The organism is Aeoliella straminimaris (assembly GCF_024054565.1).
Taxonomy (GTDB): domain Bacteria; phylum Planctomycetota; class Planctomycetia; order Pirellulales; family Lacipirellulaceae; genus Aeoliella; species Aeoliella straminimaris.
In genome coordinates, this window is the sequence record NZ_JAMXLR010000090.1 from 33,709 (window position 1) to 49,523 (window position 15,815).

Below are 15,815 nucleotides of genomic sequence, written 5' to 3' on the forward strand. Positions count from 1 at the left end.
GCTACCAGGCTGGCGGCAAGCGCTACGCATTCGAGTCGGTCAGCTCCACAGAAATCGTCGGCGCGTTGGTCGACGCGCTGCCGGTGTGCACTGGCACTAGCGTCGAAGGACGATGCGACCCCGATGCCTCCTGCAACAAAACGCTGGAAGAACGGCGCGTAGATATTTCCCTGTTGCGACCGCCATACAGCAGGTACAGCAGCCACGCCAGCAAACCGCACACGACACCGTAAAGTCCCAACTGGGCCACAAACACCATGGTGGTCGGCACGGCCAGACCGATGGCCATGACCAGGCACATTCCCGCCAGCAACGCTGGCGGCTTGCGCAGCGCAGGCACGTACACCAGTCCCAACACGACGGCCAACGCCGCTGCCGAGGCGGATAGTATCAGCAACTCGCGACGGACTAGCGTGACCTCCAACTTGGCGTCGGGGCTGGTGCGATACAGCATGGCGTGCTCGCCCGAGGTGGGCCGGAACGAGGCTGGTTGCGCACCGACCCATTGTTCGAGCTCGGCCGTATTCTTCTCGCTCTCGCTACGCCAATCGCCGTCCGACCAATGAGTCTGGAAGGCCGGCACCAACCAACTGGGCGCGCTGACAGCGTGGTATTGCACCGGGGCGATCACCTGCCAGAAAAGCGGGGTCGAATCGCTGCCCGCCAGCCGAGGACGTTGCGTCGTGACCTGCGTGAACCACCCCAACTTACATGGCAAGCGGTACTTCAACTCGAGGGTATGGTAGGTGGACGATGGCCGAGCAACCAGCGGCACGTCGATCGAGCGTCCCTGAAGTCGCCAGTCGTTTGTCGGCATGCCATCCAGCACCACCTGAAAGTCGACACCCGCGGGTGTATCGCCGGGCAGCTCGATCTTGGCACGTTCGGCGGTGCCATGAAATTGAAAGCAGGTCCGCAGTTGCTGCATATTGGGGGTCAGCCAGGTTTCGACCCACACCCGGTCGATTTCCAACCGATCGGCCACGGCACTTTGCCCCACCAGCTTCAGGGGCAGGAAGTTGGTGCGCTGGGGCGCGAACAGAATGCTGGTCGATTCCTCGACCGTGGGCTTGGCCTGCCAACCGGAACCACCCGTGGCGGCAAAAGTCTGCCCTTCGGAACTCGCCAGCCGCACGGTGTGTCCATCGAACTCCGCCACGGGCACGGTGCGGCCGGCGTACTCGGCATTGGGCACCGTAAGGAACGACAGCGTGGGACTCTCGCCTGTGGACTGGGGGGAATCGAGAAAGTATCGGGCCAGCACGCGGAACTTACCCAACCGGGGATGCCCCAGGGCGATGCGCACTTCGGGCACGGTGGGCAATCGCGATGGCAGATCGGCATCCGAGGGAGGAACCTCCAGCTCGACGCCCACCTCGCTGGTGCTACGGCCGCCGGCAGGCAGCAACTCCAGCTCGACGATGCTCACCCCACTGGGGCAGGCCAGGTACAGGCCGCTAATAGGTTGATGCCGGACGTCGAACTCGAAGGTTTGCTCCACTTCGATTTCGCCCGCGTTCATGCCGACATCGGAATGACTCTGCACGACAATCCGCCGCGGCCGCTGCGACTTCTCGGCAGCGAACGCCAACACCGAGTCGCCCGCCATCGCAAGCGATGGCACCACGCCCCGATAGCGAAACTGCTGACCGGGGGGCAACCCGGCACGCAAATCGTCTCCGTCTTCGATCGGCACGGCAGCCAGCCCCCTGCTCTGTCCGGCGTCGGGCGTGAGCTGCAAACTGGTATCGGCCAGCACCGTAAGCTCGCTGGGATTGATGACCAACTGGTTCACCGGTTGATCCAATCCAGGAGCCAACGATGGCAAGTCGAGCACAAAGTGATCGGCCTCTTCCGGCTTCCAAGTACGGCGCAACTCCAACGTGACCTTGGGTTGCCGCGAAGTAGCAAACGCGGAGGAGAATCCGAAGTAGTCGGCTTTCTGATTCTCCCCCGAATCGCGCGGACCAAATGTTTCCAGATCAGGAGGCCCGCCCGACTCCTGGGTGCCCTCCAGGTTGATGGTCGAGGTAGACAGGTGTTCCCAGCCAGCCAGCTTGAATCGCGGGGCAAACGGCACCCGCTGCGATCGTCCACCTTCGATGCGGTAGTCGACCTCCATCTGCAGCAAAGCTTCGTTGGGATTGATGGTCAATTCGTAGCTAGGCGTGGCCACCACTCGCTGCTCGCGAGACATGAGCGTCACGGGCAACGACCAGGGTTGCCTGGCGAACCGCAGCGCCATGGTCAATTCGTCGACGCTCGGTGCGTCTTTCATCCAAGATAGGTCAAGTTCCGCCGGATGGATCAGCCGCACCGTATCGGTCGGGTCACAGCGAACCTGCCAGGTGTCGTCCACCTCCACGGCCACCTCACCATCCTGCGGTAGCGCACCCAGCACCTCGAATCCCGAGAGTTCGAGCGTCATGTTCTTGTCACCGGCCGGCAGCAGCTCGATCGTATCGATGATCACAGTCGCCGGCTTATTCTGGTCGGCTGGCAAAGTTACCCGAAGCTCGGATCCCTGCGGGTTGCTCCCTGCTTCCTCTCCTGTCGACGAAGCATCACGAAGCGTCGTGATCGACACATTGGAAGGAGGTGTTCCACTGGGATTGTGATGTGCTCCCGGTGGCAGGCGGACAATGAATTCGCGGAACGACGGGCCGAAGCTCTCCACGGTGATCTGTGCTCGCGACCGCACATTGCGGCCACCAATCGACACAAACACTTTGGTCGTGGCGGTCAGCATCGATTCGGCCTCGATGTTTTCGTCCGAGCTGTCGACCCAACTGACCGACGATTCGCCAGCGATACCTTCGGCTTCGACCCGCGTGCCGCCGGCGGCTAGCGACGTGCTGCGGAGCCTGACCCCTTGGCTGGCGATAACCGACTGCAGCGACCGAGTGGAGACCAGGACGAGCGAACCCTTGGTTGCCCGCGGCGCCAGCAACTTCAACGACGCCCGCCCTCCATCGCGCTGCACAGGCACTATCAGATCCATGTGCACAACCACCGTCTGTCCGGCGTCGCCGGAAAGCTGGGCAAAGTAGCCTCCCCGACTCGCATCGTAGCGTAAAAAACGTTTCGCCTGCCCTGCCGGCGACTCGGGCAACTCGCGCAGCAGCGCGCCGGCCAACGACAGTGGCACCTCGGTGGTGCCCGACTCGTGTAGCGTGATACTCAGTTCGGTGTGCAAGGAAGCATGATCGTCTTCCAACGAGCCCACTAATCGCAATTCATCCAGCGTCGGCTGATTGGCGGCCTGCTTGGTTTCGGAGGAGAGAGCCTGCTGCTGCTTCCACACCCGCATGAACTCGTCGAACGACATGTTCAGCACCGGTTGCGGCTGCCCATCGGGGCCCAGCAGCAGGAAAGTGTCGGGCCCCACCCGTTCTATCTTGCCCGACAGTTCCTGAAATACGGGCGAGACGGGCTTCGAGGGCTCCTCGGCCGCTGGGCTAGCTTCGTCGGCGGTGGCCGTCGATTCCGCTTCCATGGCAGCGTCCGCTGGGCTCGATGCGGCGGGTTCGTCCTGGCTGCGAGCTGGCGGTGACAGGCACAGCCCCAGCACGACCAGAGCGGCCAGCACCGCGGGCGGCGAATGTCGTGCTCGTGGGCCGCGTATCAACACAGTACCAGCCACTGGGTAATGGGAGCGTAACGAAAAGGATGAGAAGGCAACCGCGACCCGTGGTGCGGGCCGGTTTTTGAGCCAATCCCCCCTCGAGTCAGTCGGCTCTACAGGCTGCGGTATGCAGGTGCGTTCCGACCTCCCATTCTAGTCAGCTTGCCACCGACAAAAAAGCAATTCGGAGTCGGATTACCCGTCGCTCGACTACGGAAAAACCTAAAAATACCGGTCGAATGGCAAATACAGCCCTCCGTGCGGCTATCGGTTAACCGGTCGCGCGCCCGATTGCTGCAGCACCTGCACCAAATCGTCCTGCACGCCGGGGGCGGCAGCCACCAAATGGGCCGAAGCGAGGTCGAATTCGCCGCCATCGCTAGCAGTGACGATGCCCCCGGCCTCGCGAACCAGCAGCACGCCAGCGGCCACGTCCCAGGGATGAATGTACCGGGCCCAGTGAGCGTCCAGTACGCCCTGGGCCACGTAGGCCAGATTTAGTGCCGCTGAGCCCAGGCGACGGATCGCCCGACAACGGCCCACCATCGACACAAAATCCAGCACATCAGGCGAATCGGTCTTGGCCTGCGGAGGCAGGCTCATAGCCACCAGGGCATCGCTGAGTTGTTCGGTAGTGCGAACGCGGATCGGCTCATCGCCCAACCAGGCTCCTCCGCCGCGGGCAGCCGCGTACACCCGTTCGTGTAGCGGGTCGTAGATCACGCCAGCGGCTAGTTCGCCACCGGTGGTTACGGCCACCGACACGGCAAATGCCGGGAAATCGTGCACATAGTTGGTGGTTCCGTCCAACGGATCGACCACCCAGCAGTGCGGTTGGCTGAGCAGCGGGCGAATGTCGCCAGGGTTCTCCTCGCCGAGAAATGCGTGATCGGGGTAATGGTGGGCAACCACCTCGGCGATCGCCTTCTGCGAAGCCAGATCCGCATCGGTCACCAGATCGGCAGGCGACTTTTCGCGTGTTTTGAATTTTCCCCGCCACTCCAGCAGCTTGGCCCCGCCTGCTTTGGCGGCCTCCACAGCAACTTCTAACAACTCGGCATGGGGAGAATCGATGGCGGAATACATGGCAACGCGGGGTCAAAAGGAGGTGTCGCACCTGGCAAGCTCCGCCAATCTTACCGCGACCCGCAAAAAACTCACATGCCCTTCAGGTTCCACGAGAGAGCCGTCTCGCCCTAAGTAGTTTGCTCGCCGCAACTAAGGACATTTTGATAAAATGGGCAATTAACCAACCCTTCAAACTTCTTCATAATTCTCTGGACACGGCCGTCCGTATGAGTATCATTACGTGTGGAACGTGAGACGTGGTTTGATGGTCACGGATCGTGTACTCAACCGCTATTTGCGGTCGGGCGATTGCCTAATCTCCATCATCCCTGACTCCGCGTCATCGGCCTCTTCTCTGTTCCGGCCCCGTCGCTTCACTCCGGTGTTCGGCGGGGTTTTTTTATTGGCTTTGCAGTAGACTCACTGCATGGCCGCGCTGTTAATGTTCTCTCGACGATCTCTCTCTACTTAGCATCAGCAGGCTTCGACGCGCATGTGGCAATGGGACGGAAGCATCGCAACCGTTGACCTCAACTCGATTCAACTCGTGGTGTCCCCCGCAGCTGACGAACGCCATGTGCAGGTGAAGACGCGCGACGGGCTCTTGCTGACCACACTGTGGGATATGCCGGCGGTCAGCGCCGCGCCGCTAGTAGATGCATACGTTCGTGATGACGATTTGGTTTGCTTGGTTGCACCGACGGAATCTTTTCCGTTCCACACCCAACTTTATTGGACACTCCGCAACGTCGAAACGTTGCCCACGCCGCTCGTCGCCCTGTCGCTACTGGTGGCCGTGCGAACCGATCTGCTGGACACCCATCCCACGATTGATGTCACGACCGAAGCGGCCATTCGCTCCTCCAACGTGATAAGCGTACTGGGTGGCCCCGCTTATGTTGCTTCGTTGCGTGAGGATCTCACCCTCGTCGACTTTGCCACGGCCGAAGACTGCCAGCGGCAGTACGTGCACACCGACGACGACGGGCACAGCAAGATTCAGCGGACGCTATTCGGGCACTTCCTCGAAAAAGGCGTCATCCGCAGCGGGCGGCTGTTCGCCGCGTTGCATGTGGGCGACGTCGCCGAGCCGCAAGCGGCTGCCGTGTGCCAGGAACTGGCCGCCACCGAGTTGCCGCTCACAACGTAGCAACGCTCTTCACCTGCCGCCCAACAGCGGTGGCACGGTCAGCCGTGGATTGGCGCTGCGGCGGTCGCCCAGGTCGACGAAACGCTGGCTCCCGCGACTCTGCACCTGATACTTCTCACCGTTCACGGGATTGGTATTGTTGGTCGGCGGCGCCACACCGAGGGCATCGGACAACAAGGTCAGCCATCCCTGGATCCTGCCGCGATCGCTGGCCAGTTCGCGCTGGGCGAGTGTCAGGCTGTTATTCAGCACGAACAAATGGTTGGCGAACCAGGGAAAATCGTCCGTCTGCTCGTTGGCACGTAGCAAGCGGTCGCACTCAACCAGGTGCTTCGACCGCTCATGAAACGGCTGATCGGCAACTGCTATGATCTCGCGCATATATTCCAGGTAGGCCGCTTCGTCGGCATCCACCTGCTCGACCTCCGCCTGGCGGAGCGTCTCGTAGACGCCGTCTGCTCGCAGCTGGCTCCGTTCTTCCAACGTAAACAGCAGGTCACACAGATGCAGCCGTAGCCCTTCGTAGGTGGCGATCGCCAGCGCCCGTTCGCGCACTAGCGTTTCCTTGACTGACGGCCACGGATTGACGCTCTCCTGCAATATGGCATGCAGAGTTGTTAAGTCGTCTCGGGTAACGCCGGGGCGATTGGCAAACGCTTCGAGGACCAGCAGCGCCTCGCTGCGCAACTGCGCGGCCTGCACCCGAGCCTCCACGTGATGCGACTCAGCCAGCCAATCGGTCCACTTCCAGGCAGCCGCCAGTCGAGCCAACGCCACTTCGTCGTTCGATCCGAAGTGGTACAGCGAGTCGACCAGCAGCAACCGACAACCGGCCGCCACGCGATAGACGAACGTCAGATCGTTGAAGTAACCATGCTCCAGGCGAATCTCGAAGTCGCAATCGGGCAGCCCGGTCGCTTCGTCCACGGCGGCCGTCTGGTTGACCCACTTGGCTCCCAGCGCGCCACTCTCGCTATGGATGAATGTCGCATCCGCTACCGGCACCGCTTCCAGGAAGGCCTGGGTCTGTTCATTGATCCTGGTGATCGTTTCCAACTGCGGAAGTGCATCCTCGAGCGCTACCGCCGCATTCTGATGAGCGAGAACGGGGTCTTCATTCAGGTGCTCGGGCAACCCGCGCGACAGTTCGACCAGGCGAAACTCCTCCCGCAGGGCCGAGTGGCTACTCGACCGCACCCCTGGCAGTTCGGCCGCCCGGTCCAGCAACTCATCCAGCGTCTGGTTGTCGTCGCGGCAGCCCGTCAGCGCAGCGACCAGCCCCACGAAGAGCAATCCGCGATGAATTCGGTCGACTCGCATGGGCACACAGCACAAGATGAATAGGGACGGCCATATCCGGCCGCGAATCGTATCGCCGATGCCAGCATCGCCACAAGAGGAATTGCCGAGTGATTGCGGCCCCGCAGGCCCAGGCCGACAGCGGTACTAGCATCGGCCGATCGCCGGCTCGTTTTCCCGCACCCAGGGTCAGAAACCCCGAAAACCAGCTACACTGGAGACTCATTCCTCTAGATTCGACCCCCTGCAGGCGACCATGCGTATTACCCCCTCTCTGCTATTGCTGCTATTGTCGCTGACCACCGGTACCGCTAGCGGTGCCGAACCGCTATTTGAGAATTCCGGTTTCGAGTCCGGCACGCTCGCCAATTGGACCGCCCAGGGCGAGGCCTTCGCCATCCAGCCGACCAAGGGCGACAATCCTGCGGTCCGCGGTCGGGAGAGCAGCTGGCACGACGGCGAGTACTGGATCGGTGGCTACGAAGCTTACACCAATCGCGCCGGTGAACCCGGCGATACCCGAGGCGATCAGCTTACCGGAACACTCACTTCCCGCGAATTCGTTGTCGGCCAGCGGTACATCAGCTTTCTTGTCTCGGGTGGACGGCAGCCGGGCAAGCTGGGAGTACGACTGAAGGTCGGCAGCGAAGAGGTCGAACTGGCCACGGGCAACGACTCCGAATCGCTGGCCCGCTGCAACGCCGATGTCAGCCGGTTCCAGGGTCAGCGGGCCCAGTTAATCGTGTTCGATGACTCCACGGGTCAATGGGGCCACATCAATGTCGACGCCTTCGTGGCGTCGCCCACCCCCCTGCCCGACGACGCGCAGCAGTTTGCCTTCTCCAAGAGTGTCCGGGCCGAGTCGTATGACGACATCGATTACTCCGAGCCGCTGCGGCCGCAGTTCCATTTTTCGTCCGGCCGCAACTGGATTAACGATCCCAATGGCATGGTGTACGACGGGGAGAAGTATCACCTGTTCTTCCAGCACAATCCGCGGGGCACACAGTGGGGCAACATGACCTGGGGGCATGCCACGAGCCCCGACATGCTGCACTGGACCCAACTGCCGCACGCCCTGCTGCCGTACCGAGTCGATGGGCGGAGCGGCACCATCTACTCTGGCACCGTGGTGGTCGATCACAACAACAGCCTGGGCGTCCAACAAGGCGATGTGCCCACGCTGTGTGCGTTCTTCACATTCGCCAGCCAGCCGCGGTTCTATCAGGCCATGGCCTACAGCACCGATCGCGGCGCCACCTGGACCTACTGGAACGAAGGTCGCCCCGTGGTCGATAACCAGGGTTTCGACTCCGGCGAGCGCGACCCCAAGGTGTTCTGGCACCAGCCCAGCAAGCAGTGGGTCATGCTGCTGTGGGTGCAGCAGAACCCTGGCCGGGTCCGTTTCTTTACCTCGGACAATTTGACGGAGTGGAAGTTCGCCTCGGATCTGATGCGCGACTGGGCGTTTGAGTGCATGGACTTCGTGTCGCTCGCCGTGGATGGAGATCCGCAGCACACCAAGGCCGTGATCTACGACGCCAGCTTCGACTACGAAGTGGGCCATTTCGATGGCCGGCAGTTCCACACCGAGGCCGGCCCCTACGTGGCCGGCAGCGGAAACTTCTACGCCGCACAGACGTTCGCCAATCAGCCGCAGCAGCGGGCCGTGCAAATCGGATGGATGCGGGGCCATCCCAACTTGCCAGAGCTATACGGCCTGCCATTCAACGGACAGATGACATTCCCCTGCGAGCTCAGCCTGCACACACATGCCGACGGACCGCGGCTGCACGTATGGCCGATCAAGGAGATCGAGTCGCTCATGCGGTCGTCCTTCACCAAGTCGAATGTCGAGTTAAGCGAGGGCGACAACCTGCTGGCGGACGTCACTTCGCTCGATCTGGTCGACCTTGAGATCGACTTCGACCCGGGTACGGCCGAGCAAATCGTGTTCGACCTGGGCCACGCCGCGCTCCGCTACGACAGCCAGCAACAGGTGCTCAAGGTGCTCTCCATCGACGAGCTGGCCAACGTTCGCGAAACCGTGGCCATCCGCGATCTGGCCCCGCGCGACGGCTCAGTGAAGCTTCGTTTGCTGGTCGATCGCCTCACGGTGGAAGCCTATGCGTTTGGTGGCGAGAAGTTCCACGCTTGCTACTACTCGCCGCTGGAAGACGACGAGGACGTGTCGATCACCACCACCGGCGGTACGGCCCAGGTGCACTCGTTTACCTTGCGGCAATTGAAGCCAGCCTGGTAGATGCAGTGCCGCTGCCACACCAGGGCGGCTGTTTGGCAGGGGCATTTCTGGCCGGTATAATCACTGGTTCCCTTTCGCGGCAGCGTCAGCCAACAGGCGGACCAGGGCCAGCGGTTCGGCTGGCCACCCCTCGCAATCCTCCCCGTAGCGCACCCTTATGTCCCGTCGAAACCTCACGCTGCTGCTCGTGGCCATCGCCTTTTGTCTGTTGTGCTCCGGCCGGGGCGAGCAAGATCCGTTCGCCCGCTTCGTGGTCGATGGCTACGAAAAGATCGACCGCTACGCCTACACCCACGTGCCAGACGAGGAACTGTTCCAGGGCGCAATGCAGGGCATGGTCGACGTCCTCCACCGTCGCGGCGATGGTCATTCGCAGTTCATCACACCGGAACGGGCGAAGATGTTTCGCGAGGAGATCGATCAGGAGATCGCCGGCATCGGCGTCCGCCTGCACCTCGAAGGCGACCCCCTGACCGTGAAGGTGGCGGGACCGCCGCTGCCCGGCAAGCCGGCCGATCGCGCCGGTGTGCGTGCCGACGACACCATTCTGGCGATCGATGAGTTCGCGATTACCGAGGTCTCGCCCATGACCTTCCAGACGGACGTCATCGGTCGCATGCGCGGCATACCCGGTGAACCACTCAAGCTGACCGTCTTGCACGACGGCGACGACCAACCCGTGACGCTCGACATGGTCCGCGAAATTATCTCGCTCGACTCGGTGCGTGGCGATCGACTGCTGTCCGACCAGTCGTGGCAATTTGCTTTGGAGGAAGACCCGCGGATCGCCCTGGTACGCGTGTCGTCGTTCGGCGCGAAGACCTACGGCGAACTGGAAACCTTGCTGCCCGAACTCATGCAACAAGGCACTCAGGCAGTGATCCTCGACCTGCGTGGCGATCCCGGCGGACTGCTCGACGCCGCGGTGGCCACCTGCGAATTGTTTCTGCCGGCGAACAAACTGATCGTCGAAACACGCAACCGTCGCGGCCAGACCAAGAGCGAATGGGAAAGCAGTACCGATGGGCCGTACCTCGACATTCCGCTGGTCGTGTTGGTCGATCGCAACAGCGCCAGTGCCAGCGAGATCGTGGCCGCCTGCCTGCAGGACTACGACCGCGCCGTGGTGATTGGCGAACGCTCCTTTGGCAAAGGCACCGTGCAGGAAACGCTGAGCATGCAGGCGGGCGACAGCACACTGAAGCTCACCACCGCCAGCTTCTGGCGTCCCAGCGGCCGCAACATCCACCGCCACGAGGACGATCGCGAAACCGCCCTGGCCGACCCCGACTGGGGAGTCACGCCCAACGAAGGCCTGGATGTCGACATGACCGAGGAACAACTGATCGAATTGGCCAAGGCCCGCGCCGAACGCGATGCCACGATCTACGACCCCACCAAGCCCGACGAAGCCCCCCTGCTGAACGATCCGGCCGTCGATGTTGCGGTGGCCTACTTGCAGCAGTTGCTCGACAGTGCGTCTGGCCAGTAAGCTTCCCCCTTCGCTATCCATCACCTCCACGCCGCGGCGTAGTCCCCAGGGGTATTGGCACCATCTCAATTCATGGTACCAAAACTCCTGTGGGCCCAAAACTCTCGTGTCGCCGCAACCCCTTACCTGCAAACAACTTGCGTCATCGCCCAGGCAGTGATCGCCGGTGAGTTTTGGTACAAGGTGCCCACCGGTTGTACTACTACTCGAAAGTTGGCCCAAAACTCGAAGCTGTCCCAAAACTCGCTTCGAACCACCCCCCTGAGGAGGCCAAGCCCGGACTTCGCAGGAAACCACTAGTTGCGCCCACGCACTCGCCAGTCACTCGCCACGACCTGTTGCGCAGCAGAACCATTAGATCACATCCGCGGGCGGATTCTACGGTGAAGTTTTTACAGGGGGGCTAGTTTGTAGATTGAACTCGCCACGGCGTTTCGAGGCGAGGGAGGCTTGTCGGCGCTGCCAACCACCAACTGCTTACAGCGTGTGAATGACTTCGGTTGCCAAGTCAGCAAACACTTCTTCCACGGCATGCAATTCAGCAGACGTATCGTACCCCTCGTCGCCAAGGCTACTCCCAACGCCTACTAGCTTCGCAGGGCTCTTATTGCTTGGCTGCTCTTGTTGCTGGTTTGGATACAAAAACTGAAGAGCAACATCGGCCCGTACGGAACTCCAGGGCTGCGGTAATGGGTCCTGCGTGACTTCGGCTCGACCGGCAACTCGGCCCGCAGTCACCCCCTGCTGGATTGAATAGGGGTGCTGTGCAGACGACACGCCTTGCGTTTCCTGGTCGTTTGTCTCGGCAGCCGAAGTCGTCACGGCCGCCACCGCTGGGGATGAAGAGGACGCCTGCAGGGGCGCCGGTTCATTGAGCGCGACAGAGGCACCCAGATGATTTCGCCAGACCGTGTAGTCGGCAAGGTCAACGACGCCGTCCAGATTGCCATCGGCGCCTGCCCCAGGAGTGGGCACTTCCGTGCCGAACTGGCTTCGCCAGACGACGTAGTCGGCCTGTTCCACCGTACCATTGCCGTCGTAGTCTCCGGGAAGCGGCAGCGGTTCGAAGGTTGCCTCGTTGAGCGCCGACCACTCACCACCAATGAGCGTACGGGCTTTTACCGTGACGCCGGGTGTCACCACCACCGGTGCGATGTATGCCTGCCCCACGGCGGCTCCTCCCGTCGCTCTCGGATCAGAGCCATCCAGCGTGTAGTAGATGACGCCGCCGGTACTGGTGATTTCCAGATCAATACCGCCCGCAGCGACCGGGCCGCCGTGCTGACTGAACGTGGGGGCGTCGACAGAAGGGTACAGGCCGGCGGAACGCAACTGGTTGATAAACACATCGGTGCGACCCGTCAGGAACGTGTCGATAACCGACTGCCCCTCCGCCTCCCACTGCGCCTTGGTCAATGGTAAACCGCGGTGCATGTCGCCCCACCGGGCGCTCTCGGCCACGATGGCCTGCTCCATCTCCGCTAGAAGCGATTGGTACCGAGCGATGGCTTCGTCGGGAGTCAGGGCGCCGTCGTTGAACAGCGCGCGGTGTGCACGGTCGGCGAACCGTATCCGGAATTCTTCATTGTTTCTCAGGTAGCTGTAGGGCTGCGCCGCCTCGACATTGGCATCGAGTCGATTGGTGTTGATGTTCGAGCCGAACAGGTTCATTGTCGATTCGGCGTCCCAGCTCACGAACTTGAAGCCAGTGCTGTCCACGCCCCGCTCTCTCACGGCGTACCAGTTGCGGTGGGGCCAGTCGACATTGCCACCGTAGAAGTTGACCATTAAGTAGTCGATGTAGTTGTCGATGTCCAAGTAGTCTTCATAGGCGGGGTTGTTCGAACCATCAGGGTTGGCGCCTTGCAGACGCTGGTACGCGGCGGCGCGCGAACTCGAAGATCCACTGCCCGCCTGCTGTGCCAGATCCACCATCGCGTTCCAGGCGTCCAGGTCGCCATCCGTTGGACTGCCATCGTTGATCGCGTCCCAGTTGTCCTTGTCCCCCCCAAAGTACATTGCCGCGAACGAGGCGTCGGGACGCTCGGTTGGGTTGTAGACACCCCAATAGATGCCGTTGATATACAGATGCACTCGGTTGCTGTGCGACGCGACCTGTCCCAGGGCCGCCAGCGTCCTGCTCGCGAATGCGTCGCGTGCGTATTGGGGTTGCGTGCCTGCGCCGTCCCAGGCGTAACCGTCGTTCGATTCCATCCGCAGCGTGATAGTGTCGAAGCTTGCAACGGCGTCTTCCCCAAACAGCGGGAAATCGAGCTTCGTCGGGCCGTAGTCGTCCTTGAACAACAGGCGGAACGAGTGCTTCTTGCTCAGGTCATGGCGGCGGAAGGCGCCGCCCTGCATGCGAATGCCCGCGTTAATCTGAAACCCCTCGGACCCATCCGGATAGATGAGTTCAACCGATGTAGCTCGCTCGTAAGCCACGCCGCCATTGGTCGACAGGGTGTAGATCCCGTCAGGCCCGAACAACTCTTCCGTCTCCATCACAATCGAAAGCGTGGGAATCGCGAGGAGGTCGCTCTGGATCGTGCTCGCATACTGGCCGCCGAATCGATCGCCGCCGAGCGAGTTCCCTGCGCCGTCGAAGTTGCCGATCACGTCAGGATCCATGCCATAGTCGGGCGAGACCCCACCCCAACTGGTTGGGAACCCTGCAGCGAGCGTAGACGAGTAGCTCTGCGATACAACGTCGTTGACGAACACGTACGTGCTGCCGACGACCGTGGAATCGTAGAAGCCCTCCTGGAACGCGGCGGCGAGGATGGCCGTTGTGCCGTCGATGGTGATCGGGCCCGTGTAAAGCGAGCCGGACTCAGGTGTAGGTGTGTCGCCGTTGGTTGTGTAGTAGATCAGCGCTTCGGGCGATTCGGTGCTGATCGAGAGGCTGAACTCGTTGCTGTAGAATCCGTGCGGCACACTCAACGCCGGAGTGCTCACAAACCCGAGATTCCCTTCTCCGTTCGCCGCGCCGGGCGTGGGTGTCTTGTAGTACAACTCCGTCGCAGCCGACATGTCCAGCGACGCCGCGGTTAGCCGGGGCCGCGAGAGCAACTCGCTGCTGAAGTTGTTGTCGTTCAGCGCGTGGATCGCCAGCACGTTGTCGCCAGACACGAGCAGGTCGTGAAACTCGCTCAGGTCGAAACGCTTGGGGCTGAAGGCCTCGGAGTCTTCGCGTTCCTCGGGCGCGAGCGACTGCCAGTTCGGGTTCGCCGGGGCGTTATCCTCCACGACCTTCACGCCGTTCAGATACGCGACAAAACCATCGTTAAACTGCATGTCCATCCACAACGCGCCAAGGGCCGACGGGTCGACCACGTTGAATTCGACCCGTTGATAGATGCTGCTGCGGTTCTCCTGCCACTCGGATTGCAGGTCGAGATCGACCAGCTGATCCATGTTGAACTCCTGCGAGCTGAACAGTTCGATCTCGGCCATCTGGATCGAGTTGGGCCTGTTGTCGCCGGTTACGCCATACTCTGTCTGGAAGTCGAAGCGATAGGAGGAGTAGCCAGTCGTGTTAGAGAACTCGTAGAGCCTCGTCTCAAAGCGGTCATCAAAATCTTGGGCATTCCTGTCATCGACAATCGTATACGTTTCCCCGTCGTTGGAACCGCTCAGTGTCCAGCTATAGGGGTCGCGATTGGACGCGTCGTTCGCCGACGTGATCGTGTACCCATCGACAACGCGCGGCAGACCGTCGGTGAAGTGCATCTCGTAGTATGTGCCCGAAGGAGCGAAGGCCAACCACTTGGTTGAGTCCGTGTTGTCCAGCGCCCTGGCGGGTTCTTCGCCCGTGGGCGAGTTGCCCGAAGCCCCTGCCTCAAAGGTGACAGCCAGGATGCCGTCGTCCTCCGGGTCGGTAAGGTCGCCGCCTACCAGGTCGCTGAGTTCCATTCCGTTGGCAGGCCCAGGGGAATGCCCCGTTGAGGAGTCGAATCCCACACCAGGGCCGCTTGCGCTCTGGGCCCAGGACGAATCGTCGAATGCGATTTGGGTCCAGGCGGGTGATGCACCCGTGTCCAACACGTCCGATGTCGGCACCCACGCCGACGTGGTCGTGGAATCGTCGATCAGATCAACGACCTGCGTGTTCACGCCGTAGGAGACATCGGTCAGTTGCGATGGGAACTCTGGCGCGTACGACCAGACGATGTTCTCCAGCGGATCGGTAAGCCCCAGGAATTCTCCGTTGGCGCTCAATGCGAAGTCGGTATGGAGATTACCTTCGGGGTCAATGTATGTCTCGGTATCCTGGCTGGACGCAAAAACAACAAGGTACTCGCCAGGGGACAAGATGGACTGCGGCAGGCTGGGGAAAGTCCACTTATCGAGGTTGTCAGCCTTGTCGGTCAAGTGCCAGCCGGCCAGATCGATCACATCCTTGGTTGGGTTGTAGATCTCAATCCAATCACTGCTGTTGCCATCGCCATCGTCCAGCGAATTGTCGTTTGACGCGACGAACTCGGTGATGATGGGCGTCGAACTCAATACGACTCGCGATTCCAGCTTTTCGAAGGTAAGCGTCCGAAGCGACTTTCGAGCGATACAGATAGACATAGGAGTGCAGAATCCCAGCGGTTGCGGTTGCGAGCAAATCTGGACGCTCGCACGTTGAATCGGCCAATGGACAAGGAAAATTCGAGGCGGTAAGCCTGGCAACAACTCAGACCCCGCGCTCTATAGATACCACGAAGGCCCAAAACGTTACATTTTCTTGGCTCTCCGACCGGGAAGGGCCGTAGAGACATTACTCTTTAGCGACTGCTTCAAACTGGGCGACGATTTCGGCGTGAGTAGTCGCATTTCAACAGAAGCGGCACCGTGCGATCCGTCGTCGCGGGATTCAATCCAGCAAAGTGCAGACGACGCCCCTATTCGGGGTCGTCAGCAAACATTGCGA

General features: G+C 61.4%; 7 protein-coding genes. 3 read left to right on the forward strand and 4 right to left on the reverse strand.

Annotated features, from left to right (window positions below; all coding sequences use genetic code 11):
* Nucleotides 1-22: 22 nt before the first annotated feature.
* Both NG895_RS25115 and NG895_RS25120 read right to left on the reverse strand, forming a co-directional pair.
* Nucleotides 23-3,631 carry a hypothetical protein gene (locus NG895_RS25115; protein WP_252855305.1) on the reverse strand — a complete coding sequence of 1,203 codons (3,609 nt, stop codon included), beginning with the start codon at nt 3,629-3,631 and terminating at the stop codon, nt 23-25.
* Nucleotides 3,632-3,889: 258 nt separating this feature from the next.
* The gene (locus NG895_RS25120; protein WP_252855306.1) at nt 3,890-4,711 is read right to left on the reverse strand and encodes an inositol monophosphatase family protein; all 822 of its coding nucleotides are present in this window, start codon (nt 4,709-4,711) and stop codon (nt 3,890-3,892) included.
* Nucleotides 4,712-5,186: 475 nt separating this feature from the next.
* Here NG895_RS25120 and NG895_RS25125 point away from each other — a divergent pair, with 475 nt between their 5' ends.
* The gene (locus tag NG895_RS25125; protein WP_252855307.1) at nt 5,187-5,843 is read left to right on the forward strand and encodes a hypothetical protein; all 657 of its coding nucleotides are present in this window, start codon (nt 5,187-5,189) and stop codon (nt 5,841-5,843) included.
* Between the two features lie 9 nt (nt 5,844-5,852).
* Here the strand turns inward: NG895_RS25125 and NG895_RS25130 are convergent, their stop codons facing one another.
* Entirely contained in the window at nt 5,853-7,163 is a 1,311-nt protein-coding gene (locus tag NG895_RS25130) for a hypothetical protein (protein ID WP_252855308.1), read from the reverse strand.
* A 235-nt stretch (nt 7,164-7,398) separates the two neighbouring features.
* Between NG895_RS25130 and NG895_RS25135 the strand changes: the two genes are divergently transcribed.
* Together NG895_RS25135 and NG895_RS25140 are read left to right on the forward strand one after the other, a co-directional pair.
* The gene (locus NG895_RS25135) at nt 7,399-9,405 is read left to right on the forward strand and encodes a glycoside hydrolase family 32 protein (RefSeq protein WP_252855309.1); all 2,007 of its coding nucleotides are present in this window, start codon (nt 7,399-7,401) and stop codon (nt 9,403-9,405) included.
* Between the two features lie 157 nt (nt 9,406-9,562).
* Nucleotides 9,563-10,897: a S41 family peptidase gene (locus tag NG895_RS25140; protein WP_252855310.1), complete on the forward strand. Its 1,335-nt coding sequence runs from the start codon at nt 9,563-9,565 to the stop codon at nt 10,895-10,897.
* 477 nt (nt 10,898-11,374) lie between these two features.
* On the opposite strand, the gene NG895_RS25145 is transcribed toward NG895_RS25140, so the two are convergent.
* On the reverse strand, nt 11,375-15,472 hold the full coding sequence (locus NG895_RS25145) for a CotH kinase family protein (protein WP_252855311.1): 4,098 nt from the start codon (nt 15,470-15,472) through the stop codon (nt 11,375-11,377).
* Nucleotides 15,473-15,815: the final 343 nt, after the last annotated feature.

Excerpts from the sequence above, each read along its gene's own strand:
- NG895_RS25120 (WP_252855306.1), bottom strand. The coding sequence starts at position 4,711 with ATGTATTCCGCCATCGATTCTCCCCATGCCGAGTTGTTAGAAGTTGCT.
- NG895_RS25130 (WP_252855308.1), bottom strand. The coding sequence starts at position 7,163 with ATGCGAGTCGACCGAATTCATCGCGGATTGCTCTTCGTGGGGCTGGTC.
- NG895_RS25125 (WP_252855307.1), top strand. The coding sequence starts at position 5,187 with ATGTGGCAATGGGACGGAAGCATCGCAACCGTTGACCTCAACTCGATT.
- NG895_RS25145 (WP_252855311.1), bottom strand. The coding sequence starts at position 15,472 with ATGTCTATCTGTATCGCTCGAAAGTCGCTTCGGACGCTTACCTTCGAA.
- NG895_RS25135 (WP_252855309.1), top strand. The coding sequence starts at position 7,399 with ATGCGTATTACCCCCTCTCTGCTATTGCTGCTATTGTCGCTGACCACC.
- NG895_RS25140 (WP_252855310.1), top strand. The coding sequence starts at position 9,563 with ATGTCCCGTCGAAACCTCACGCTGCTGCTCGTGGCCATCGCCTTTTGT.